The organism is Euzebya rosea (assembly GCF_003073135.1).
In the GTDB taxonomy this organism is placed as follows: Bacteria; Actinomycetota; Nitriliruptoria; order Euzebyales; family Euzebyaceae; genus Euzebya; species Euzebya rosea.
This window is the reverse complement of sequence record NZ_PGDQ01000018.1, coordinates 34,927-57,143: the sequence shown is the minus strand read 5'-3', so window position 1 is coordinate 57,143 and position 22,217 is coordinate 34,927. Positions and strand designations below refer to the sequence as shown.

22 protein-coding genes and 1 tRNA gene are annotated in these 22,217 nt (G+C 72.6%); 12 read left to right on the top strand and 11 right to left on the bottom strand.

The window, feature by feature from the left end; translation table 11 throughout:
* Positions 1 to 99 precede the first annotated feature (99 nt).
* Complete coding sequence (locus CUC05_RS20655; protein ID WP_108668030.1) at positions 100 to 1,110, bottom strand: NAD(P)/FAD-dependent oxidoreductase; 1,011 nt, start codon at positions 1,108 to 1,110, stop codon at positions 100 to 102.
* Between the two features lie 101 nt (positions 1,111 to 1,211).
* Here CUC05_RS20655 and CUC05_RS20650 point away from each other — a divergent pair, with 101 nt between their 5' ends.
* Entirely contained in the window at positions 1,212 to 1,886 is a 675-nt protein-coding gene (locus CUC05_RS20650) for an ACT domain-containing protein (RefSeq protein ID WP_108668029.1), read from the top strand.
* Positions 1,887 to 2,131: 245 nt separating this feature from the next.
* Here the strand turns inward: CUC05_RS20650 and CUC05_RS20645 are convergent, their stop codons facing one another.
* Positions 2,132 to 4,534 (bottom strand): cell wall-binding repeat-containing protein, encoded by a 2,403-nt coding sequence (locus tag CUC05_RS20645; RefSeq protein ID WP_157965835.1) that lies wholly within the window; start codon positions 4,532 to 4,534, stop codon positions 2,132 to 2,134.
* A gap of 94 nt (positions 4,535 to 4,628) precedes the next feature.
* On the opposite strand from CUC05_RS20645, the gene CUC05_RS20640 reads away from it, so the two are divergent.
* Genes CUC05_RS20640 through otsB form a run of 5 tightly spaced genes read left to right on the top strand, consistent with a single transcriptional unit; the run spans position 4,629 to position 9,102 of the window.
* On the top strand, positions 4,629 to 6,065 hold the full coding sequence (locus CUC05_RS20640; protein WP_157965834.1) for a wax ester/triacylglycerol synthase family O-acyltransferase: 1,437 nt from the start codon (positions 4,629 to 4,631) through the stop codon (positions 6,063 to 6,065).
* Positions 6,062 to 6,898 (top strand): XdhC family protein, encoded by an 837-nt coding sequence (locus CUC05_RS20635; RefSeq protein ID WP_108668026.1) that lies wholly within the window; start codon positions 6,062 to 6,064, stop codon positions 6,896 to 6,898. The genes CUC05_RS20640 and CUC05_RS20635 overlap by 4 nt, the downstream gene beginning before the upstream one ends.
* A complete protein-coding gene (locus CUC05_RS20630) occupies positions 6,895 to 7,539 on the top strand; it encodes a MiaE family protein (RefSeq protein ID WP_205712462.1) in 645 nt (214 codons plus the stop codon). Before CUC05_RS20635 ends, CUC05_RS20630 begins: the two co-directional genes overlap by 4 nt.
* Before the next feature lie 35 nt (positions 7,540 to 7,574).
* The gene (locus CUC05_RS20625) at positions 7,575 to 8,339 is read left to right on the top strand and encodes a 5-formyltetrahydrofolate cyclo-ligase (RefSeq protein ID WP_108668025.1); all 765 of its coding nucleotides are present in this window, start codon (positions 7,575 to 7,577) and stop codon (positions 8,337 to 8,339) included.
* A gap of 7 nt (positions 8,340 to 8,346) precedes the next feature.
* On the top strand, positions 8,347 to 9,102 hold the full coding sequence (otsB, locus tag CUC05_RS20620) for a trehalose-phosphatase (protein WP_108668024.1): 756 nt from the start codon (positions 8,347 to 8,349) through the stop codon (positions 9,100 to 9,102).
* A 14-nt stretch (positions 9,103 to 9,116) separates the two neighbouring features.
* On the opposite strand, the gene CUC05_RS20615 is transcribed toward otsB, so the two are convergent.
* From CUC05_RS20615 to CUC05_RS20605, 3 genes are all read right to left on the bottom strand, one after another.
* Positions 9,117 to 10,562 (bottom strand): alpha,alpha-trehalose-phosphate synthase (UDP-forming), encoded by a 1,446-nt coding sequence (locus CUC05_RS20615; RefSeq protein ID WP_108668023.1) that lies wholly within the window; start codon positions 10,560 to 10,562, stop codon positions 9,117 to 9,119.
* On the bottom strand, positions 10,559 to 11,287 hold the full coding sequence (locus CUC05_RS20610) for a lipoyl protein ligase domain-containing protein (RefSeq protein ID WP_108668022.1): 729 nt from the start codon (positions 11,285 to 11,287) through the stop codon (positions 10,559 to 10,561). Before CUC05_RS20610 ends, CUC05_RS20615 begins: the two co-directional genes overlap by 4 nt.
* 70 nt (positions 11,288 to 11,357) lie before the next feature.
* A complete protein-coding gene (locus tag CUC05_RS20605) occupies positions 11,358 to 11,657 on the bottom strand; it encodes a DUF3467 domain-containing protein (protein WP_157965833.1) in 300 nt (99 codons plus the stop codon).
* Positions 11,658 to 11,842: 185 nt separating this feature from the next.
* Here CUC05_RS20605 and CUC05_RS20600 point away from each other — a divergent pair.
* Together CUC05_RS20600 and CUC05_RS20595 are read left to right on the top strand one after the other, a co-directional pair.
* A tRNA-Val gene (locus CUC05_RS20600) sits at positions 11,843 to 11,916 on the top strand.
* Positions 11,917 to 12,184: 268 nt separating this feature from the next.
* On the top strand, positions 12,185 to 13,351 hold the full coding sequence (locus CUC05_RS20595; RefSeq protein ID WP_108668020.1) for a metallophosphoesterase: 1,167 nt from the start codon (positions 12,185 to 12,187) through the stop codon (positions 13,349 to 13,351).
* Here CUC05_RS20595 and CUC05_RS20590 read toward each other — a convergent pair.
* Positions 13,305 to 13,991 (bottom strand): NAD(P)-dependent oxidoreductase, encoded by a 687-nt coding sequence (locus CUC05_RS20590; protein ID WP_108668019.1) that lies wholly within the window; start codon positions 13,989 to 13,991, stop codon positions 13,305 to 13,307. The two genes, CUC05_RS20595 and CUC05_RS20590, sit on opposite strands and share 47 nt — an antisense overlap.
* A gap of 178 nt (positions 13,992 to 14,169) precedes the next feature.
* On the opposite strand from CUC05_RS20590, the gene CUC05_RS20585 reads away from it, so the two are divergent.
* Both CUC05_RS20585 and CUC05_RS20580 read left to right on the top strand, forming a co-directional pair.
* The gene (locus CUC05_RS20585; RefSeq protein WP_108668018.1) at positions 14,170 to 14,547 is read left to right on the top strand and encodes a YciI family protein; all 378 of its coding nucleotides are present in this window, start codon (positions 14,170 to 14,172) and stop codon (positions 14,545 to 14,547) included.
* Positions 14,544 to 15,866 carry an RNA polymerase sigma factor gene (locus tag CUC05_RS20580; protein WP_108668017.1) on the top strand — a complete coding sequence of 441 codons (1,323 nt, stop codon included), beginning with the start codon at positions 14,544 to 14,546 and terminating at the stop codon, positions 15,864 to 15,866. The genes CUC05_RS20585 and CUC05_RS20580 overlap by 4 nt, the downstream gene beginning before the upstream one ends.
* Here CUC05_RS20580 and CUC05_RS20575 read toward each other — a convergent pair.
* The 3 genes from CUC05_RS20575 to CUC05_RS24945 all read right to left on the bottom strand — a co-directional run bounded on the left by CUC05_RS20575 (position 15,845) and on the right by CUC05_RS24945 (position 18,198).
* Positions 15,845 to 16,657 carry a transglutaminase-like domain-containing protein gene (locus CUC05_RS20575; RefSeq protein WP_108668016.1) on the bottom strand — a complete coding sequence of 271 codons (813 nt, stop codon included), beginning with the start codon at positions 16,655 to 16,657 and terminating at the stop codon, positions 15,845 to 15,847. The genes CUC05_RS20580 and CUC05_RS20575 overlap by 22 nt on opposite strands.
* A gap of 87 nt (positions 16,658 to 16,744) precedes the next feature.
* Positions 16,745 to 17,485 carry a cupredoxin domain-containing protein gene (locus tag CUC05_RS20570; RefSeq protein ID WP_157965832.1) on the bottom strand — a complete coding sequence of 247 codons (741 nt, stop codon included), beginning with the start codon at positions 17,483 to 17,485 and terminating at the stop codon, positions 16,745 to 16,747.
* The gene (locus tag CUC05_RS24945) at positions 17,470 to 18,198 is read right to left on the bottom strand and encodes a hypothetical protein (RefSeq protein WP_157965831.1); all 729 of its coding nucleotides are present in this window, start codon (positions 18,196 to 18,198) and stop codon (positions 17,470 to 17,472) included. Before CUC05_RS24945 ends, CUC05_RS20570 begins: the two co-directional genes overlap by 16 nt.
* Positions 18,199 to 18,292: 94 nt before the next feature.
* Between CUC05_RS24945 and CUC05_RS20565 the strand changes: the two genes are divergently transcribed.
* Entirely contained in the window at positions 18,293 to 18,904 is a 612-nt protein-coding gene (locus CUC05_RS20565) for a TetR/AcrR family transcriptional regulator (RefSeq protein WP_157965830.1), read from the top strand.
* Complete coding sequence (locus CUC05_RS20560) at positions 18,901 to 21,285, top strand: PEP/pyruvate-binding domain-containing protein (RefSeq protein WP_170128075.1); 2,385 nt, start codon at positions 18,901 to 18,903, stop codon at positions 21,283 to 21,285. Before CUC05_RS20565 ends, CUC05_RS20560 begins: the two co-directional genes overlap by 4 nt.
* A gap of 38 nt (positions 21,286 to 21,323) precedes the next feature.
* On the opposite strand, the gene CUC05_RS20555 is transcribed toward CUC05_RS20560, so the two are convergent.
* Positions 21,324 to 21,743, bottom strand: a complete 420-nt coding sequence (locus CUC05_RS20555) for a VOC family protein (protein WP_108668012.1) — start codon at positions 21,741 to 21,743, stop codon at positions 21,324 to 21,326.
* Positions 21,744 to 21,753: 10 nt separating this feature from the next.
* Positions 21,754 to 22,203, bottom strand: coding sequence for a helix-turn-helix transcriptional regulator (locus tag CUC05_RS20550; protein ID WP_108668011.1), 450 nt, complete (start codon positions 22,201 to 22,203; stop codon positions 21,754 to 21,756).
* Positions 22,204 to 22,217 lie beyond the last annotated feature (14 nt).

Below are 22,217 nucleotides of genomic sequence, written 5' to 3'. Positions count from 1 at the left end.
CGTATGAACGGTAACGACACGGCGAACTTGAGGCCTTCCCCGTCCACAGGCCTGTCACGAACCCGTTGGACTGCACCACACGAGACCCGTCCGGACGGGCTACTGGTCCTTGCTCTTGTCGGAGGAGTGGCCCGGGAAGACACCCTTGTCGGGGTCGATGTAGGGGGCGGCGTTGTTGACGGCGGTCGCGGCCTCGCCGAAGCCGACGCTGATCAGCTTGACCTTGCCGTCGTAGGTCGTGATGTCCCCGGCGGCGAACACCCGGTTGAGGTTGGTGTGCATCGAGGTGTCCACCACGACCTGCCGCTTGTCCTGCTCCAGGCCCCAGCGCTTTAGCGGGCCGAGGTCGGCGGTGAAGCCGAGCGCCGCCACGACGGCCTGGCACTTGATGGTCCGCTTCTCGTCGGTGCGGTTGTCGAAGATGTCCACCGACTCGATGCGCTCGTTGCCGTTGATCCGCGCCACCTCGTGGAAGGTGTGGACGTCGATGCGTTCGTCGGCCATCACGTCGTCGACGGTGGTCTCGTGGGCACGGAACCGGTCACGACGGTGGATGAGGGTGATGGAGCGGGCGATGTCGCGCAGGTTGAGCGCCCAGTCGAACGCGCTGTCGCCGCCACCCACGATCAGGACGTCCTTGTCCTGCATCACGTCGAGCTTGGGGACGAAGTACTGCAGGCCGCGTCCCTCCCAGTTGTCGGAGTCCGGCAGCGGCCGCGGCGTGAACGTGCCGATGCCACCGGTGATCACGACGGCCTTGCAGCGCAGCTTCACGCCCTTGTGGGAGGTGACGTCGACGTAGTCGTCCTGCAGGTCCATGTCCTCGGCACGGTGGCCCAGGTAGTACGTCGGGTCGAACTGGTTGGCCTGCTCGACGAGGTTGTCGACCAGCGTCTGCCCCTTGACGCGCGGGAAGCCCGCCACGTCGAGGATGTCCTTCTCCGGGTACATCGCGCTGACCTGCCCGCCCGGCTCGATCAGGGAGTCCATGATGGCCACGGAGAACCCACGGAACCCGGCGTAGTAGGCGCCGTAGAGTCCGGCAGGACCCGCCCCGATGATCAGCAGGTCGACCTCGGTGGGGGTCGACTCGGTGGACTGGTCGGTCATCGCATCTCCTGTGGCTCGCTACCTCGCGTTGCGCAGAACCTAGAGCACCCGACGTCACGGACCCAACCGAAGGATCGTCGGGATCAGTACGGTATGGACCCATGCGATTCGCCCTGCGTCTCTCCCTCCCCGATCGACGAGGTGCGCTGAGCGCCGTGGCGAGCGCCATCGGCCGCGCCGGCGCCAACATCGTCTCCCTGGACGTGGTCGGCATCGCCGACGGCATGGCCATCGACGACGTGACGGTGCAGTCCGACGTGCCGGCCGACATCCTGCGACGTGCGGTGGAGGAGGTCCCGTCGGTGGTCGTGGAGGCCATCCGCGAGACCGACACCTTCCGTGACCCGACCGCCCCGCTGGGCCTGGCAACGGAGATGGTGGCTGCCGGGTCGGGCGCGGTGCCCCTGCTCGTCAACGGCCTGATCGATGCGCTGTGGGTCTCGTGGGCGATGGTCGTCGCGGCCAGCATCACCGGCCCGCAGGTGCTGCACGCCTCGGGGGACGTCCCCGGGATCGACGAGCTCGAGACGCCGTGGCTGCCGATCGAGGACCTGCGGCGGCTGAACCGGGCGCCATGGATGCCGGCTGCGTGGCGCGAGCAGCACGACCTCGAGGTCGTCGCCGCCCCGCTGTCGCAGCGCAACACCGCCCTGCTGGTCGGCCGGACCGAGGGCCCGCGCTTCCTCGACAGCGAGCTGACCCAGCTGCAACGGCTGGCCCGGATCGCCGTCAAGGTCGAGGTCATGGCCGGCAACGGCAACGGCGGCACCCGCTGACCACCGGGTCACCGCGGTACCGGGTCGTTGGCCACCGTCACCGCGACCCCACGTGATCGGCTTCCGGCGACAGTTGTAGCGAGGGGTGCACGGGTGCTCCCATCATCACAATCGTGGCCGGACGCCAATCGTCCCGAGACCTTGGTCGGCCACGCGGTCGGCCACCTGGTCGGCTACGCGGTTGGCCGCTCGGTCGGCCACACGGTCGGCCGCCCCCTTCCGGCACGCCGTGGCGGACGTCCTCCTCAGCCGGCGGCGAGCCGGTCGAGCTGCCACTGGACGTGGCTGGACACCGCGGCCGGGCCGCCCAGGATCCGCATCACGTCGATGCCGCCGGCGTTGGCGGCGAACCACGCGGCCGTCGCGGGGTCGGTGTCCAGCGTCATCGACGGGACCAGCATCAGCCGCCCCTGACGCGACGCCGCCAGCGGACCTCCGGCCAGGGCATCGGGGAAGTCGTCGCCGCGGGCCACGATCACCTCCGCCGACAGCGACACCTGCTGGGCCAGCCAGTCGTTGACCGCCCCCGACGTGGCGTACCGACCGTTGCCGCCGAGCCGCGACACCGTGACCCCGAGGCCGCGCAGCTGGTCGATCACGGCGGGTGCCAGCTGCCCGTCGCTGTCGACGACCACCACCTCGTCGACCCCGCGGACCACGGCGGCCGCCGCCGGGTGCAGCTCCTCGGGTTGGGTCAGCAGGACCGGCATGCCGAGCAGCCCGCCGGGTCCGGCCGCGATCAGCGCATCGGGGAAGGTGAAGGCAGGGACGAGGAACGCCCGCCTGGGACCGTCGCCGCCGCGGGCGGACTGCACCGCACGGGCCATCACCGCGGCGGTGTCGAATCGGCTGTCGCCCGCCAGCCGGCTGACGGTGAATCCGGCGGCCTCCAGCTGGGTGACCACCTCCGGCGCGATGACCGCCTCGCCGCCGAGCAGGCGCACCGACGAGACGCCGAGGTCACGCAGCGCCTGGACGGTCTGGGCCGGCACCGACGACGTCCCGGTCAGCAGCAGCGGACCACCGAGCGCCGCCGCGAGCGGTCCGCCGGCAAGGGCGTCGGGGAAGCTGGAGGAGACTGCCAGCAGCGCGGTCGAGGACCCGGTCGGGTGGGCCGCCCGGGCGATCGCGACCGCCGTGTCGATGCGACCTGCGCCCTGCAACCGGGAGGTGGCGGTGAAGGTGTGGGCGTGCACGACCTGGAGGGACGTGGCGACGGTCCGGATGGCGCTGTCGCAGCACGGCGTGTTGCGCAGGACCCCGTCGACGACCATCTGGGAGGATCCACCGCCGTCCAGGCTGAGCGCCTCCACGGCGCCCAGGGAGATCATGTACTCCGCCAGCTCACCGATGGTGAAGCCGTGGGTGATGCCCGGTCGGCGCCCGTCGGCCGTCACCATCAGCAGCCGTCCGTCGGCGGTCACCCCGATGGCGGTCCGAGGGGCACGGACGTCGGAGTGGATCTGCGGCTCGAAGCCCTCCGACACCCAGTCCCCGGGGTCGGTCGGTCGGCTGTCCTTGACGATCATCGGCCCGCCGGCCAGCCCGTGGAGGACCTGGGCCCACGCCTGGTCGCGTGCCGGGTCCAGCGCCGTCGAGGTGGTGACAAGCCCCACCTGGTCGCCGACCTCGACCCGGTCCAGCGCCCCGGCGTCGGCGCCGGTGGCCACGACGATGACCTCACCGCCGCTGGGCTCGAACGCCCCGGCGGTGTCGCGCGAGATGCCGATGACCGTGCCACCGATCCCGCCGGCGGCCGGCCATGCCCCCGCGGCGATCCGCAGGACGGCGAGGTCCACCGGCGGCTGCTGGGGCTCGGCACCCGGAAGGGGAGGGGGTGCCGGCTGGTCGGGGTCGGTCGGCGCAGGGGTCGGCTCCGGCGGCGGTGGCTGCCGGGGTTCGGTCACCACGACCGGACCGCCGTAGTCGGGGGTGTAGGCCAGCAACGAGTCGATGCCGTCGGCGAACAGCTCGTCGTACTCGCGATGCCCCCGGTTGATGCCCTGCACGTCCAGGTTGGCGCCGTCGGCCAGGATCAGCGTCTGCGTGGTGTCGATCCGGTCGATGACGACCCGACCGTCGGCGGTCCAGCCGACGGTGCCGCGGGGCCCGACGCCCTGGCTCTCGGCATCGCTGACCAGACGGCCGTCGATCGCGAAGAAGCCGTTGGGCTCGCCATAGGGCTCGCGCAGCCAGAACCCGCCGTTGGTGGCGGCCACCGCGCCGGCCAGCGGGTCTCCGCTCTGCGCGGCCACCGTCGCGGTGCCCCGGACCGAACCGCCCGCGAGGGTCGGTCGGACGCTGACGTCGGCACCGGGATCGAGGTGGAGGATCTGGACGTCGACGTTCTTGCCGTCGGCCAGGGTCGTCCGGCGGGCATCCAGCCGCACCCCCGGCCAGACCGGACCGCCCCCGGGCGCGGGCTCTCCCTCGAAGGTCGCGAAGGCAGCCCCGTCGGGGCCCGGCAGCCACCCGTCGTCCACCGGGCCACCCTCGGGCGCGGTCGACCCCGACGCGACGGCCGTCCCGGCGTCGGTCGTCGGGGTCGGGTCGACGTCCGCCGCGGGTGCGGGGACCAGCCCGCCGATCACGACGAAGGGGACCAGCAGGGCAACAACGGCGAGCCGTGAGGTGGGGAATGGGCGCATCTGGTCCTCGATGCTGCCGCACTCGGTCGTCATCGGCGCACAACCCGTCCGGTGCGTTGGGGGACAGGGCCCTCGTCCTCCTACGCTGTCGGGTATGGCTGTCGATCGGCTCAGCGTCCTCGACTCCTCCTTCCTGGAGCTGGAGTCACCCAACCACCACATGCACGTGGGCGGTCTGGGCATCTTCGAGCCCGGCCTTCGGTACGCCGATGTCGTCCGGGTGCTCCGCGATCGGATCGAGCAGGTCCCCAACGCCCGCCGACGTGTCCGGACCCTGCCGACCATCGCCGGCCGACCGCTGTGGGTGGACGACCCCGACTTCGACCTGACCTACCACGTGCGCCACGCGGCACTGCCGGCGCCCGGCGACACCCACCAGCTGGGCGAGTTCCTGTCCCGGCTGATGAGCCGCCCGCTGGACCGCGACCGGCCGCTGTGGGAGATCTACGTCATCGACGGGCTCGAGGGCGACCGCGTCGGCATGTTCCGCAAGGTCCACCTCGCCATGGCCAACGGCGAGGCGGGTGACCCGTTCAGCGTCCTGCTCGACGACAGCCGCAACGAGCTGCAACCCGAGGTGGGCCGCTTCAACCGGGCGTGGCACCCCGATCGCCCGCCGCCCCGTTCGGCGGTGCTGGCCGACGCCATGGGGTCGCGGCTCGCCCGTGTCCGCCAGGTGGGGCTGGCGGCGGTCGAGTCGCTGGACCCCCGGGTGGGCCTGCCCCGTGCCGGCGCGGTGGCCGAGTCCGCCTTCGGGCTGGTCAGCCGCCTCGTGCAGGGTGCACCGACGTCGCCGCTCAACCGTCGCCTGTCCCCGCACCGCCGGTTCGCCACGGCGACCTGCCAGCTCGATGACCTGCGCATCGTCCGACGGGCGTTCGGCGGGTCGATCAACGACATCGTCGTCACCGTCGTGGGCGACGCCGTGGGCCGGCTGCTGCGCTGGCGCGGGCACGAGACCAAGGACCTGGACCTCAAGATCATGGTCCCCGTCCGGGTGCACGAGGGCGCCACCCACCAGCCCGGGCTGGGCGAGGCGTTCACCGTCGGCGACGGGGTCGTCGGCGTCCTCGCGCCGCTGCCCGTGATGGAGATGGACCCCGTCGCACGGCTGTACCGCATCATGGGCGAGCTGGCCGGCCTGAAGGAGTCCCGGCAGGCCGTCGCCGCCGACCAGCTGGTCAGGGTCGCCGGCTACGCGCCACCCGCGATGCATGCCCTGGCCGCCCGGGTGGTCTCCGGCGAGCAGCGGTACAACATCGCGCTGTCCAACGCCCCGGGCCCGCAGACCCCCAGGTTCCTGGCCGGCCACCTGCTCGAGGAGTCCTACCCCTTCATCCCCCTCGCCGGGGACTCGGCGCTGTCGCTGGCGGTGTCCTCCTACGACGGCCGGATGCACTTCGGGCTGCTCGGCGACCGGGACACCCTCTTCGACATCGACCGCCTCTCGGACTTCGTCACCGAGTCCGTGACCGACCTGCGGCACGCTGCCGAGGTGCATCTGGCCGCCGAACAGGAGTCGACCTCGTGAACGTCTACGACGCACTCGCCAACGCCCGGGGCCGTGGCCGCCGGGTCGTCCTGCTGACGGTCCTCTCCGTCAGCGAGGACGCCTCGTCCCACACCGGCGCCAAGATGGTCGCCGACGCCGACGGGTCCGTCGCCGGATCGTTGGGCTGCTCGGAGTTCGACACCGCCGGCGTGGAGCTCGCCGCGGAGGCCCTCCGGGTCGGCGGCCCGATCCGCCGCCGCGTGGCGTTCGGCGGCCACGACGAGGAGGAACGCAGCATCGAGGTGTTCGCCGAGGTCCACGAACCCGAGGCCGCCGTGCTGGTCTTCGGGGCCAACCCCGTGGGCTGCGCCGTCGCCCGCCAGGCCGACCTCATCGGCCGCCGCGTCACCGTGGTGACCCCCGGGGGGACCACCGACGTGCCGCCCGCCGTGGAGGTCAAGGCCGACGACCCCGGACGCTTCCTGCTCGTCGCTCCTCCCGGCCCCAACGACGCGGTCCTGCTCAGCGACCACGACGCCCCGTACGTCGACGAGGTCCTGCGGGTGGCGCTGGCCAGCGAGGCCGGGTTCGTCGGCATGCTCGGGTCGCGCCGCCACGCCCCCGGTGCGGTGCGACGGTTGCGCGACGCCGGCACCCCCGAGGCCCACATCGGCCGCCTCCGTGCGCCGGTCGGCCTGGACATCGGCAGTCGCACCCCCGAGGAGATCGCCCTGTCGATCGTTGCGGAGATCGTTGCGGCGGAGAACGGTCGCGACGGCGGCCGCATGGGCGTTGACTGGTCGGAAGGGGACCGGTCGGCAGGGGACCGGTCGGAGGGGACCGACGGCGGCCCCGTGGAGGAGACCCCGTGACCGGCTCCGAGGACCGCGTGCTGACCGTTCGCGACCCCCTGATCCCCGACGAGCGGGTCGACGCCCTGCGCATCGCCACCCCGCCGGGCTGGGAGGAGGTGGCCCTGGCCGACCTGCGCTCGACCATGAGCGACCACGCCCACGCGGAGAAGAAGGCAGCGCTGTCGGCGCTGTCGATGCTGAACCGCTACCCCGACCGCGACGACATCGTCTACCGGATGGCCAAGCTGGCCCGCGAGGAGATCCGCCACCTCGACCAGGTCCTGACCCACATGCGGGCCCGGGGCTGGACGTTGATGGCCGACCGGCCCGACCGGTTCGCCAAGGCCCTGCTCGCCGAACGCCGTGGTGGGGCGGGCGAGGCCGAGCTGTGCGACAAGCTGCTGGTCGCCGCGCTGATCGAGGCCCGGTCGTGGGAGCGGCTGAACCTGTTGTCCCTGGCGCTGGAGGACGCCGGCGACCCGCGGCTGGCGGCCTTCTACGACGAGCTGGCCCGGTCCGAGGCGGGCCACTACCGCGTCTTCGTCGAGCTGGCGCTGGCCGAGTGCCCGACCGAGGACGTCACCGGCCGCCTGTCCCACCTCGCGGAGGTGGAGGCCGCCGTCATCGCCACGTTGCCCCACCAGCCGCGCATCCACTGATGGCAGGCCCCGGACGGGGATCCGGTCAGGCGCGGATGCCCAGGGACCACGCCCACGACGCCGGCGGGGACCCCGAGGTCCTGGCGGCGAAGGCCGAGCTTCGCGAGGAGGCGTGGCAGGCCGTCGTCGACGCCGAGGCCGCACGTTTCCCCGGGGCGTTCCACCGCATCCCCAACTTCGTGGGGGCCGAAGCCGCCGCCGAGGCGCTGCGGGGGACCGCCGCGTGGGCGGACGCGGTGACGGTGAAGTCCAACCCCGACAGCCCCCAGTGGCCCGTCAGGCAGCGGGCGCTGGAGGACGGCAAGACCGTCTTCATGGCCGTGCCCCGGCTGGCCGAGGAGCATCCGTTCGTGGCGTTGCGGCCCGACGCCATCCCCGTCACGCCGCGCAAGGCCTCCTCCATCAAGGGCTCGTCGGTCCACGGCATCCCCGTCGCCGTCGAGGCGCTCGAGCCGGTGGACCTGGTCATCACCGGCTGCGTGGCCGTCGACGAGGCCGGCGGCCGGCTCGGCAAGGGCGGCGGCTTCGCCGACCTCGAGTTCGCGATCGCCCAGGAGGCCGGGATGATCACCGACGACACGATCGTGGCGACCACCGTGCACGACTGCCAGGTCCTCGACGTCGGCCGGATCCCCGTCACCGACCACGACGCGCCGCTGGACCTGATCGTCACCCCGACGCGGGTGATCGAGGTCACCGGCCGCCGTCCCCGCCCGGCCGGCATCCGGTGGGACGAGCTCACCGACGACAAGATCGCGGCCATACCGCTGCTGCAGCGGCTGGCCGCACGAAAGGACTGATCGACCCGTGGCGACGCCATGGCCCCCGGGCCCCCTCGACCGTGCCTGCCTCGTGCTGGACTTCGACGGCACCCTCGCCCCGATCGTGTCGGACCCGGCGACGTCGGCCATGCCGTCGTCGACCCGGGCGGTGCTGACCTCGCTGGTCGGCCGCGTCGGCCGGCTGGCGATCGTGTCCGGACGACCCGCAGGGTTCCTGGCCGAACGCGTCGGCGTCGACGGCGCCGAGCTGGTCGGCCTCTACGGGCTCGAGCGGGTCGTCGACGGGTCGGTCGAACCCGACCCGCGCGTCGCCCCCTACCTGGACGCGCTGGCAGGGGCCAAGGCCGCGATGGGGGAGGAGGTCGCTCGCTGGGAGGGGGCGGAGCTGGAGGACAAGGGGCGGGCCTTCGCCGTCCACTGGCGCCGGGCGGCGGATCGGGAAGGTGCCGCGGCGGCCCTCGACGCCACCGCCCGTCGGGTCGCGGGCGAGCTGGCGGTGGAGGACGGCAAGATGGTCGTCGAGCTGCGCCCTCCCGTCGAGGCCGACAAGGGCACCGCCGTCGGGCTGCTCGCCGACGGGTTCGACGACGTCTGCTTCGCCGGGGACGACCTCGGTGACCTGCCGGCCTTCGCCGAGGTGCGGTCCCGCGGTGGCCTGGCCGTCGCGGTCGACCACGGCGAGGAGACCGATCCCCGGGTCCGCGCCGCCGCCGACCTCGTCGTCGACGGCACCGAGGGCTTCGCCGCCTGGCTGGCCGACCTGGCGTCCCGCCGGGCCTGACCCGCCCGGGGTCCTCAGGTGGTCGCGAGGTCCAGGGCGCGACGCTGCGCGGCCAACCAGTCGGCCGGGGTTCCCGACGACGCCGCGTCCTTCAGGGCGGCGGCACGGCGAGCGCGTTCGTCGGCCGGCATCTCCAGCGCCTGCTCGAGCGCGTCGACGGTCTGCTCCACGTCGAACGGGTTGACGAACACGGCGTCGGTCATCGTGTCGGCTGCCCCGGCGTTTCGGGACAGCACCAGGACGCCGTCGCGTTCGTTCAGGGCCGGCCCCTCCTTCGCCACGAGGTTCGTCCCGTCGATCACCGGGTTGGTCAGCAGCACGTCGTAGGACTGCATGCACGCCACGACCCGCGGGAAGCTGTTGTCGACGTCGACCTCCAGGACCCCCTGGCCGTGGCGCTCGCGGATCGCCTCCCCGAGGTCGATGCATCGCTGCAGGTACTCGCGGTACTCGGGCACACCCTGGCGGGAGGGGTTCAGCAGAGCACGGAAGTGCACCCGGTCGACGAGGTCGGGGCGACGCTGCAGCAGCAGGTCGTAGGCGACCAGGCCACGGAGGATGTTCTTGGACAGGTCGGTGCGGTCGGCCCGCACGATCAGCTGCCGGTCGCCGACCTGCTCGGCCAGCGCCTCCCGCTCCGCGATCGCGTCGTCGGAAGCCGCGACCGCGGCCAGGCTCTCGGCGTCGATGCCGAGGGTGAAGTCCTTCAGCAGCAGCCGACCACGCGGCGTCGCGATCCACGTCCCGTCCGGCGTCGGCTCCACCGCCGTGCAGCTGCCCAGTCGCATCAGGCAGGACCGCAGGGTGTCGGTCCACTCCGTCGCGGACAGCCCCACGACGTCGCAGGCCACCATCCCGTCCAGGATCGCCGTGATCATCGGATCGGGCAGCCTGCGGAAGTACGTGGGGTGCACCCACGGCGTGTGGATGTAGTGGAGGATCCGCGCCCCCGGGATCGCCGCACGGATGTGCGGTGCCGCGGTCAGCAGGTGGTAGTCCTGCAGGTGGATCTCCGGTGAGGGGTCGTCCCCGGCCTCGGCCACGACCGCCTCGGCCACCTGCCGGTTGACGTCCTGGTAGGCCGCCCACGCGTCCGTCCAGCCCTCGCCGAGCGGGTAGTAGGGCTCGGCCCACAGCTGGTGGAGGGTGAACCACAGCAGCCGGTTGGCGACCTTGTTGTAGTAGTCGTCGTAGACCTCGCCCACGTCGACCAGCCGAAGGGTGAACCGTCCCTGGCCGGTGTCGGCGGTGAAGGCCTGCCCGTCATGGGCGGCCGACATCTCACGGTCGCCGTCCTCCAGCGCCACCGACACCCAGGTGCCCGGACGTTCCTGGAGGGCTCCGCCGAGGGCGACGATCAGCCCGCCAGCACCGCGGGAGGGCGTCCACGACCCGTCGTCGTCCTGCGACCACGACACCGGGCCGCGATTGGACGCGACGATCAGCCTGCCGGTGCTCATCGATCGGCGGCCAGCAGCCGGCCCTGGACGGCCCGGACGATCGACGCGTCGCTGACCGGCGGGGTCAGCAGGTCGTCGATGCCGACGGCTGCCGCCTCGATGGCCTCGCGGGCCACCTCCACGTCGAGCGCCTCGATCAGCGGACCGGGCTCCCACGTGCGGTGGATCCCGCACTGGATCAGCGCGCCGGACTGGCGGCGACGCTGCGAAAGGCCGATCAGCTTGCGACCGCTGGCGGTCACCTCACCCTTGCCGAGGGAGGCGTAGCAGACCTCCGCAAGGGGACGCAGGTGCTCGGGCCCCAGGCGGCTGGCGGTGGCCGCACCGGTGTGGACGGCCAGGTCGTGCACGCCGAGGTCGGCAAGCGCGGCCATCCAGGCCTCGCCGATGGGGGCGAACACCGCGCCGAGGTCGGCGTGGTCGAGCCACGGGTGGCCGGCGGGCAGGATCACGTCGCAGGACAGCAGCTCAGGGTCCATCAGGACCGCCCCGCCGCCGGAGTGGCGTTGCAGCTGGCCGTGGCCGGCGACGGGCTTGGCGTCGCGCTGGCCGCGGCCGAGCACGATCGCCTCGTCGGTGGAGACGTACCAGCGGATGCGGGGCCGGCCGTCGTGGCCGGCCGCCTCCAGCAGCTCGGGACTCCTGGCCAGCAGCTCGTCGGCTGGGCCGCGCTCGAGTCCGAGCAGGATCCAGTCGTCGGCGGAACGCGCCGCAGGGGCGGTCATCGGTGTTGCTCCTCGTTCGGGGGACTGTGGATGGCGAATCGGGTCGCCGGGGCGGTCGCAGGCGTGACGGTCAGCCGATCTCGGCGACCATGCCGAACTTGTCCTCGTAGCCGGTCATGTTGGTGTTCAGCGCCCGGATGACCTTGCCCACCATCGTCGGGGCGATCTTGACACGCGAGACCACTTCCGCCTGCACCTTGCCCGGCTCGCCGCCAGGCATGATCTGGCAGAAGTCGAGGGTGAACTCGTGGGCCGAGTGGCTGACCACGAGGAAGTTGGCGTAGGTGCCGAACCGCTCGTCGTCGTCGACCTTGATGTTGACGCGGGGCTGCTGGGGCGGCTGGGGCTGCTGCGGATCGGTGTCGCTCATGCCCCGCATCGTAGGCCGTCGGCCGCAGGACCGGTGACACCCTGCCGACGCCCCGACGGCCGGGCCTGTCGTCGCGGTCGGGGTCGACGGCCTCACCGTTCGGGCCCGCTGCCGGGGTCGAGGCAGACAACACGCATCGAGCCCGTACCATGTTGCTCCGCGCCGTCCACGGACGGCACGCTCTCGGGCGCTTAGCTCAGATGGCGAGAGCGCCTCGTTTACACCGAGGAGGTCGGGGGTTCGAGCCCCTCAGCGCCCACGCGAGCCGCCTTCGGCGGTGAGCTCCTTCGCCTGGCGGCTCACTCGCTGTGCTCGCGTGGGCAAGCCCAGGTGTTTCCCGCTCCGCTCGGGGCGTTCGGGCCACGCAGGCCAAGGGCTCCGCTCGGGGCGTTCGGGCCACGCAGGTCAGGGGCCGTCGTCCGCTCCGCTCGGGGCGTTCGGGCCACGCAGGTCAGGGCTCGGCTCGGGTTGTGTGGCGACCTGATTGAGGCGTTCGGCCCGTTGGGTGGGGGAGTTGACCCCTTGCTGTGCGCGTGTGGTGTGATCCGGAAATCGACGCCTCGTTCTTCCTGTCCGTCGCCGCGGTCCTCGTCGGGGCCGGGGTGGCGACGTGGCGTCGTCGGCGTCGTGGGGTCGACGCTCGGCGGCTGAACGTCGGCGACGCCGCCGTGGCCGTCGGGGCGGCGGTGGCGGTGCTCCTCGTGGAGGTGGCCGTCACGGGGGTCGGGGGGTTCTTCGGGCTCGCCGCGCTGGGCAGCCGGGTCCTGTTCGGGGTGGGCCCGACCGCGGTGCTCGTCACGGGGCTGGTCAACCGGAGGGCGGGAGCCACGCGATCGGCCCGGACCGCCGTCGGCCTGGCTGCCGCCGCGATCGTCCTGGGCACCTACGGCACCCACGTCGAGCCGTTCTGGCTGCGCGTCGATCAGCTCGACGTGCCCGTCGCCACGGCAGGCGACCGCCCCGTCAGGATCGGCGTGCTGGCCGACATCCAGACCGACGCGGCCGGCCCGCACGAACGAGATGCCGTCCGGGCCGTCCTCGACGCCGACCCCGACATCGTCCTCGTCGCCGGCGACCTGTTCCAGGGCGACGACGAGGCGTTCGCTCGCGAGGGACCGGCGATCCGCGACCTCCTCCGGGAGGTCCGGGCTCCCCACGGTGCCTTCGTGGTCGAGGGCGACGTCGACCGCTACGACCGCCTCGAGTGGCTGCTCGACGGGACCGGCCTGCAGCGCCTCGACGACGAGGTCGTGGTCGTCGACGTCGACGGTCAGCGGGTCCGGATCGGCGGCAACCGGATCCGCTGGGACACCTCCGACGCCGCGGCCATGCGTGCCGAGCTGGCCTCGGCGCCCGACGACGACCTCGTGATCCTCCTGGCCCATCGGCCCGACGCCGTGCTCGACCTGCCGCCGGGCTCCGCCGTCGACCTCACCGTCGCCGGGCACACCCACGGCGGGCAGGTCGTCATCCCCGGGTTCGGGCCACCGGTCACCTTCACCGACGTCCCGCGCCACGTCGCGCGCGGCGGCCTGCACGATGTCGGCGGCAACCTGCTCTACGTGTCCTCCGGTGTGGGCGTCGAACGGGCCGGTGCCCCTCGCCTGCGGCTGTTCAGCCGGCCGTCCGTGGGGATCCTCGACCTGGTCAGCGCGAACCCGGATGGGCCATCGCGGACTCGCTCGCCCGGCTGACGATCGCGGGGGCCTCGCCGATCAGCGTGTCGTCGGTCAACGCCTCGATCATGAACAGCGCGAAGTCCGTCCGGCGGGTCCGGTTGCTGGCCAGGACCGGATCGCCGACGTGCGGCGACCAGACGGGCAGCCCCTCGCTGGGGCCCTCCTCCAGGTCGCTGCCCCGCACCACCGTCCAGCGACGGTCGCTGGCGAAGATCCGCCGGCACGCCTCCACCTGGTCATCGATGTCGACGAAGCGGATCAGCCGGCCGATGGCCCCGGTGACCCTCACCATCAGCCTGAACATCCGCGAGTAGTGGTCCCTGCCGTCCTTGGTGATGTGCCAGCCGCACGAGAACACCAGCCGGGCATCGGGTTCGGCGAGGTCCAGCACCGCCTGGGCGGTCCCGGTGGAGTACCCCTTCACCCCGAACGGCACCAGCACCACCAGCACGCCGTCGCAGCCCGTGACCGCACGGGCGACCACGTCCCGGTCGTCGGTCCGCCCCGGCAGGATCGTGATGCGGTCCGCCACATCGGCCAGCTTGTCGACGCTCTCGGGCCGGCAGACGCCGACGACCTCGTACCCGCGCTCCAGCGCGTGCTCGATCATGTACCGGCCCAGCTTGCCGGACGCCCCGATGATGCAGACCCTCATCCCTCTGTCCTTACTTAGTACGAACGGTGATGCGGGAACCGTACACCGTACGGCCAGCGCTGCACGACTGAACTTTTCTCCGTGGTGTCCCGCCGCCGGCTGTCGATGTGGCGGATCCTGTACGTGGTGATGGTGGGCGGCGGGAACGACCCCGCCGCCGGACCCGCGAGGAGAAGCGATGCCCCACTACATGCTCAGCGTCCACATGGACCCCACCCAGGAGCGCCCCGCCATGACCGACGAGGACATGGCGATGCACATGACCGCGCTGGAGGCCTTGGAGACAGACATGCTCGACAAGGGCGCATGGCTGTTCTCCGCCCGCATGCACGGTCCCGAGTCTGCATCGGTCGTGCACCATAGAGACGGCAGGAGGGTCGTCAGCGACGGGCCCTACATCGAGACCAAGGAACACCTCGGCGGCTTCTACGTGATCACCGCAGACGACCTCGACGACGCCCTCGGGTGGGCCGACCGCACCAGCGCCACCGTCGGCATGCCCATCGAGGTGCGCCCGTTCGCCGGCTTCGCCGAGGAGCCTCACGGCTCGCAGTGACCAGTCCCGACGTCGCACGGATCGGCCGGACCTTCCGACACGAAGCCGGACGCTCGCTGGCTGCGCTGGTCGCGGCGTTCGGCGACATCGACCTGGCCGAGGATGCCGTTCAGGAGGCGTTCGCCAGGGCCCTGGCACGCTGGCCGGTCGACGGGCTGCCGGCGAATCCCGGCGGATGGATCACCACCACCGCACGACGCTGCGCCATCGACATCCTGCGTCGTGACCGACGCGGCGCCGAGCTGATCGCGCAGGCGCATCCCGCGGGGCTGATCGGCGGCCCGGACACCGGCGTCGGACGTGCCGAGCCAGCACGGCACGACGAGCTCGACGGTGTGTGCGCTGACGAGCGACACCCCGATGGGGGAGGAGAGGAGGTGGTCATGGACGAGCGCCTCCGCCTGATCTTCATGACCTGTCACCCGTCCCTGTCCCCCGATGCGCGGGTCGCCCTGACCCTTCGCCTGGTGGGTGGCCTGACGACGGCGGAGGTCGCGGCGGCGCTGCTGGTCAGCGAACCGACGATGGCCCAGCGGCTGGTCCGCGCCAAGCGCAAGATCGCCGCAGCCACCATCCCGTTCGCGATGCCGGCCGAGGCCGACCTGCCCGACCGGCTCGACGCGGTGCTCGGGGTCGTCTACCTCATCCACAACGCCGGCTCCCACGCACCGGAGGACCCCGCCCTGCCGTCGTTGCGTCGCGAGGCCGTGCGCCTCGCGCGGCTCCTGCAGCACCTGATGCCCGACGAGCCCGAGGTCGTGGGCCTGCTCGCCCTCCTCCTGCTGACCGACGCCCGCCACGCGGCGCGCGTCGACGACGACGGCCGGCTGGTCCTCCTCCGCGACCAGGACCGGTCGCGCTGGTCCCGCCGCCTGATCGCCGAGGGCCAGCAGCTGGTCCGCGCCTGCCTGCGACGCAGCCAGCCGGGCCCCTACCAGGTGCAGGCCGCGATCAGCGCGGTGCACGCCGACGCCCCATCCGTTGAGGACACCGACTGGGCGCAGGTCGTGGCCCTGTACGACCACCTGCTGGTGCTCGATCCCAACCCGGTGGTGGCGCTGAACCGTGCCGTCGCCCTGGCCGAGGCCGTCGGACCGGGTGATGCGCTGGCGGCTGTCGAGTCCATCGCCGGGCTGGATGGCTACCACCCCTTCCACGTCGCCCGTGGCGAGCTGCGGGCGCGGCTGGGCGACCGCGACGGCGCGCTCGACGCCCTGCACCGGGCCCGCGAGCTGGTGGCGCCGGGACCGACGCGACAGCACCTGGACCACCGAGTGGCGCAGCTCGTCGGCGACCCTCAGGCGGCGTCGACCTCGTAGGTCCACACGCGGAAGCCGGTCAGCTCGTGCGGCCCGAAGCTGGAGATCAGGGCCACGTCCGCCGCGTCACGGCCGCGCGACACCACGATCCGCCCGATCCGTGGGCTGTTGTTGCGCGGGTCGAACGTGCACCACCCCTGGTCGAGGTACACCTCGATCCACGCGCTGAAGTCCATCGGGTCGAGCACCGGCGGCAGGCCGATGTCGCTGATGTGGCCGTTGACGTACCGGGTGGGGATGTTGAGGGCTCGGCAGAACGCGACTGCGAGGTGGGCGAAGTCGCGGCACACGCCCACTCCCTCCTCGTACGTCTCCTTGGCCGTCCGGGTCACGCGGGCCTCGCTGTAGTCGAACCGGATGTGGTTGTGCACGAAGTCGCAGATGGCCTGCACCCGCGACCAGCCCGGCGCGAGGTGGCCGAACAGGTCCCATGCCGTCTGGCTGAGCAGGTCGGTCTCGCAGTACCGGCTACCGAGCAGGTAGACGAGCGTCTCCGACGGCAGCTCCGGAACGGGGACCTCGTTCGCGGCGGGGTAGGCCATGTCGAACAGGCCGTCGACGGAGACCGTGGCGTCCCCCCACATCGAGAACGTCCCGGCTGGCGCGACGAGGCGTCGGGCGCGGTTGCCGTGCAGGTCCAGGTGGGTGGAGGTGGCGACGTCCGGCGTCGTGAAGAACGACTCCGGGGCCCGCAGGTCGCGCATGAGGTCGGGGTGCACCGACAGCAGGCAGATCAGCGGGGTCGGCGCCTCGCAGGAGATCCCGATCTCGTAGCCGTAGCGGACCAACATCGGACGACCGATCGGGAGTGGGGCGCCGGACACGATCGTGCCGGCGCCGCCATCCTCGCAGCTTTCCGTGTTGGACCTGGAGAAGGTTCAGCTGACGACCACCGTGCCTCGCATGACCTCGTGCCCGGGTACGTCGCACAGGTAGCGGTACTCACCGGGCGGCAGGTCGACCTCCAGCCGCCTCGTCGCCCCCGCGGGCAGTTCGACGACCTCGCCGGTCTCCTCGAGGACGAACGTGTGGTGGATCGGATCGGCGTTGGTGATCGCGAGGGCGCCGCCGGGCGGGACCTCGACTCGCGCCGGGTAGGCGAGGCCGGCGGCCTCCACCGCGACGTCACCGGGAAGGGGGGCCTCCTCGGCCACCCCGCTCGCGCTGATGAGCGACAGCGCCACGCCGATGACCATCACGGCGATCGTGCCGCCCCACACCCGGCCGACGGGCAGGCGCCGACGCAGGCCCGCGCCGACCGCAAGGACCGTGGTGGCCACCGCCGCCATGACCAGCAGCAGCGTGGGGACGAAGCCGCCGGGGGACTCCGGGTGGGACAGGTCCGACACCGCGAACGGGGCGTTGGCCACGAGCAGCAGCAACGTGGCCGTGGCGGCCGTCCATCGCAGCCAGGTCGCGTCGCTGCGACCGATGGTCGCGGCCAGGGCGACGAACACCGCGACGAAGGCGACGACCGGCGGGATGACCTCGCCGATCAGGACCATCAGGACCACGGCGAGCGATGCGACGGCCAGGAGGCCACCGATCACGCCGCGGTCGGGGGACGGCCGGTGGCCGGCGCGCACGCCGACGTCGGTGGCGGTCAGCCCCGCTGCCACAGCAGGACTCCCGTGGAGATCTGGGCGGCCATGCCGACCGGGACGAGGGCGAAGCCCCACGTGGTCAGCCCGCTCCCGGTCAGCAGCGACACCGCGGTGAGCCCGGAGGTGACCGCTGCGGCGGTCGCGAGCCCCACCAGCCATCCCGGAGCCCAGGTGTCGCGTCCCGCGCGCGCCACCAGCAGGGGTGGCAGGCCGATGATGAGGATGGTGGCGACCCAGTCGGTGGTCGACGCGAGCCAGCCGACGGTGCCCACCAGGGCCGTTGACGGGTCGGGTGTCGCGGCGACGACGTGCACGAGCGCGAGCATGGCCAGGAACGCCGGCACCGCGAGGGCTGCCCCGAGCGTCATCAGCCCGGCAGCCGCGACACCCGCGGGTCGGTCGCCGTGGAGGCGGCCGAGGCCGGCGCCGGCAAGGGCGAACAACGTCGCGCCGACCATCCAGGCGACGAAGGTCACGGTCAGGGCGGGTGCGGCATCGGCCATGGCGGGCAGGGCCTCGGTGACCGTGCCGGCCTGGACCGCGCCGTCCAGGTCCACCCCGGTGGAGACCAGGACGGCCGCCCCGAGGGCGAAGGCGACGCAGGCGCCGACCAGCGACGCAGCGGTCCAGCGCACCACTGACATGCCGCTGTGGCGATCGACGATGCGGTCGCGGGTGGGTTCGACCTCGAGCAGGTCGGGGGGTGGGTGGGTGACGTGCGCGCTCATCTGGTGATCCCTCCATGCAGTCGTTGCACGAACTGTGCAACATCCGTCATACACCTGCTTGCATGATTCGTGCAACAACTTTATGGTGACTGCAATGACCGACCTTCGTACTCGCCAGAAGGCCCTCGCCCGCCGAGCGATCCTCGAGGCGCTGGCCGACCTGATCGCCGAGACCCGGCACCTCGACTTCTCCGTCCAGGAGGTCGCAGAACGGGCGGGCGTGTCGTTGCGCACCGTCTACAACCACTTCCCCAGCCGCGAGGACCTGCTCGACGGGCTGAACGACCACTTCAGCGAGGTCATGGTCGAACGCCAGGGCGTCCTGATCGGTGACGTCGACTCCGTCGAGCAGGTCGTGGAGGCAGCGGCCACCAACTTCCGCATCTTCGAGGAGCTTGGCGGGCTGTCCGAGGCCTGGATCCAGGTCAGCGCGCTCGTGCCCCCTGCCGCCGAGGAGCATCGTCGGCGAACGGCCAGGATGGTCGAGCTCGTCGCCGGTGCGTTGCCCGAGCTCGCCCCGGCACAGCAGGAGGTGGTCGGCACGCTCGTCCGCCACCTGTTCAGCCAGCGCACCTGGTACTCGATGACCCGCGACTACGGCCTGTCGATCGACGACACGGTCGAGGCAACCCGATGGGCCGTCACCGCGCTGCTGGATGCCGCCCGAGGGGGAGATCCGCCCGACACCGAAGGAGCCTCGCCGTGACCGGTTGGTTGACCCTGGACGACGGTGACGCGCTGGCCCCCGAGCGGGCCGGCAGCAAGGCAGCGGTGCTGTGCCGCCTGCGGATGGCCGGCTTCGCGGTGCCCGACGGGTGGGTCCTGCCCGTCGGATGCCCGAGGGCACGGTGGGCGGCGTTCGCCGACACCGTCACGGCGCACCACCTGGGGCCGCTGGCCGTTCGCTCCAGCGCCGGGTGGGAGGACCTCGCGACCGCGGCGGCAGCCGGGCAGAGCGTGACCGTGCTCGACGTCGAGGGCCCCGCCGCCGTCCTCGAGGCGATCGAGGCGTGCCACCGGGCCGCGGCGGAGCGGGGCGCCTCCAGCGAGGCCGGGCTGGCGATCCTCGTCCAGCCCATGCTGGCCCCCGACCACGCCGGGGTCGCGTTCGGCCTGGATCCCGCCACCGGAGACCGCGACGTGGTGCGGATCAACGCCGTGGAGGGTGTCGGTGCCCCCGTCGTGAGCGGCGAGGTCGTCGGGTGGGACATGCGCGTCCGGGGGGACCGGGTCGACGGCGACACCGGGACGCTCGGGGCCGACGCCGCCAGGGCGGTCGCCGCTGTCGTCGCGGAGGTCGAGACGTTGCTGGGCGGTCCGCAGGACCTCGAGTGGGCAATCGTCGACGGCACCGTCCACGTCCTCCAGGCGCGACCCGTCACGGTCGTCCCGGTCCGCCCGACCATGCCCGACGGTGACGGCTGGGAGAAGGACGTGGCCCACTACTCCGACCTGCTGACGCCCTTCGGGTTCGAGGCCCTGCAGCGGGCATCCGAGGCGGTCCCAGAGGTGTTCGCCGACGCCGGGTTGCTGATCGACGGACTGGAGGAGGTGCTGGTCGGCGGTGAGAGCTACGGCCGGGTCGTGCCGGCCCTCGGTGCGCCGGGTGGAGGGGCGCCGCCGCCCGCGATCGTCCTCGGGGCGCTGGCGAGGGTCGTCCCGGCGTTGCGTCGGCGTGCCGTCGCGGCACGACAGCTGCTGGCCGGACGAGCCGACGCCTGGATCAGGGAGTGGGTGGCGCAACGCGAGGACTGGATCGACCTGATGCGCGACCGCCTGTCGGACGACCTGACGGCGTTCGACGACGATGAGCTCGTCGCGTGGGGCGACGCCTTCGGCGACCTCGTCGAGGACGGTGGGCGCCTCCACTTCCGGGTCATCGTCCCGTACATGCTGGCCATCCACGACCTGCACCGGGTGCTCGAGGACGTGCCCGGTTGGGGTCCCGCCGACACGACTGCGCTGCTCGCCGGTGCGTCCCCCGCGACGTCGGCCAGCGAGGAGGACATGCGGGTGCTGCGCCGACGGATCATCGGGACGGCCGGCGCGAGGGAGGCCCTCGGGGCGTCGCCGACCACCCCCGTCGAGGCGCTCGAGGCGGTGGACGCCGAGCTGGCGCAGGCCCTCCGCGGATGGCTGCGGGATCACGCCTGGCGTGCGCTGGACTACGACGCCGGCATGCCGGTCCTCGCCGAACGGCCCCTGCTGGTGACCCGCCTGCTGCTCGCGGAACCCACGGCGCCCGACGTCGACGCGCCGGTCCGTGCAGCCGCCGCCGTCCGGGAGCGGGTGCCCGCTGCCGACCGCGCGGCGTTCGACCGGGCGCTGGCCACGGCCCGACGCCGCTCTCCCTGGCGCGAGGACACGGTGGTGCTCGCCGGGGACGTCCCGCTCGGGCTGCTCCGCCGGTGGCTGGTCGAGGTGTCCGGGCGGCTGGTCGCCCGGGGCCTGCTCCCCACCGTGGCCGACGGCGCCTACCTGTACCGGGACGAGCTGGTCGGGGCACTTCGGGGCGACCGGTCGGCGTCGGAGGTCCTCGACCTCGTCGTGCGTCGGCGCGGAGAGGCGGCGTGGGTGCGAGCCCATCCCGGACCGCTCGTGCTCGGCCGACAGGGCGCCCCACCGGACGTCTCGGCCCTGCCGCCGGCCCTGCGACGGGTCAACGAGGCGGTCCTCTGGGCGGTGGGGCTGGAGTACCCCGGCGACACGCAGTCCACCGACGCCCTGCCCGCCGCCCCCCAGTCCGCCGGCGTGCTGGTCGCCGGGGTGGGGGGCAGCCCGGGCACGGCGGAGGGCACCGTGCGCATCGTCACCGACCACACCCGGCTGGATCGGCTGCAGGAGGGCGACGTGCTGGTCTGCCAGACCACCAACCCCGCCTGGGTGCCCCTCTTCCCCCTGGTGCGCGCGATCGTCGCCGACGGGGGAGGGGTGCTGTCGCACGTCTCGATCGCCGCGAGGGAGCACGGCCTGCCGGCGGTCGTCGGCACACGCAACGCGACCTCGGTGCTGGTGGAGGGGCAGCGGGTCCGGGTCGACGGCACGACCGGTCGGGTCACCCTCGCCGTTCCCGTGGCCACCGGCTGATCGCCCGCCCGCTGGGGACGGATCGTGCCCACGACGGGTCAGGCCTGTTCGGGCGACGGCGTCTGCTCGATGCGGACCATGTTGCCGGCGGGGTCGCGGAACGCGCAGTCGCGGGGTCCCCACGGCTGGTCGGCCGGCTCCTGCAGGACCTCCGCGCCGGTGGCCTCCACGGTCTCGAACACCTTGTCGAGGTCGTCGGTCCGGAAGACCACCATGCCGAGCACCCCCTTGGTGACGAGCTCGGCGATGGTGTCGCCGTCGGCTTCCGACCGTCCGCCGTGGGGATCGGACAGGACGACCTCGGTACCGGGCTGGTCGGGTGATCCGAGGGTGATCCAGCGGTGGCCGTTGGAGCTGACGTCGTTGTGGACCTCCAGGCCCAGCCCGTCGCGGTAGAAGGCCAGCGCGGCCTCGGGGTCGGTCACGGTCAGGTGGCTGTAGCGCAGTGCGATGCTCATGACGCGGAACCTAGAGAGGCTGCACGCCCGACGCTTCTCCGATCCTGCTCGACCTCCGTCCGCCCGACCGCGGCGGCCTCGTGGTGGTCTTCGCCACGCAGGACGGCATGGCCCGCTCGGCCGCGTGGTCGAGGGAGCGGTACTCGCTGGGTGGCATCCCCACCACCTCGGTGAAACGGGCGCTGAACGACCCCAGGGACGAGCAGCCGACGGCCATGCAGGCGTCGGTCACCGACATGCCCTCCCGCAGCAACGTCATGGCCCGTTCGATCCGACGGGTCATCAGGTAGGCGTAGGGCGTCTCGCCGTACACCGCACGGAACCGTCGGGAGAAGTGGGCGGGCGACATCAGCGCCCGCCGGGCGATCGCCGCCACGTCGAGCGGCCGGTCGTACTCCCGGTCCATGAAGTCACGGGCCCGTCTGAGGTTGGCCAGGTCGGCCAGCGTCTCGGGTTGCATGCAGCCGAGGCTAG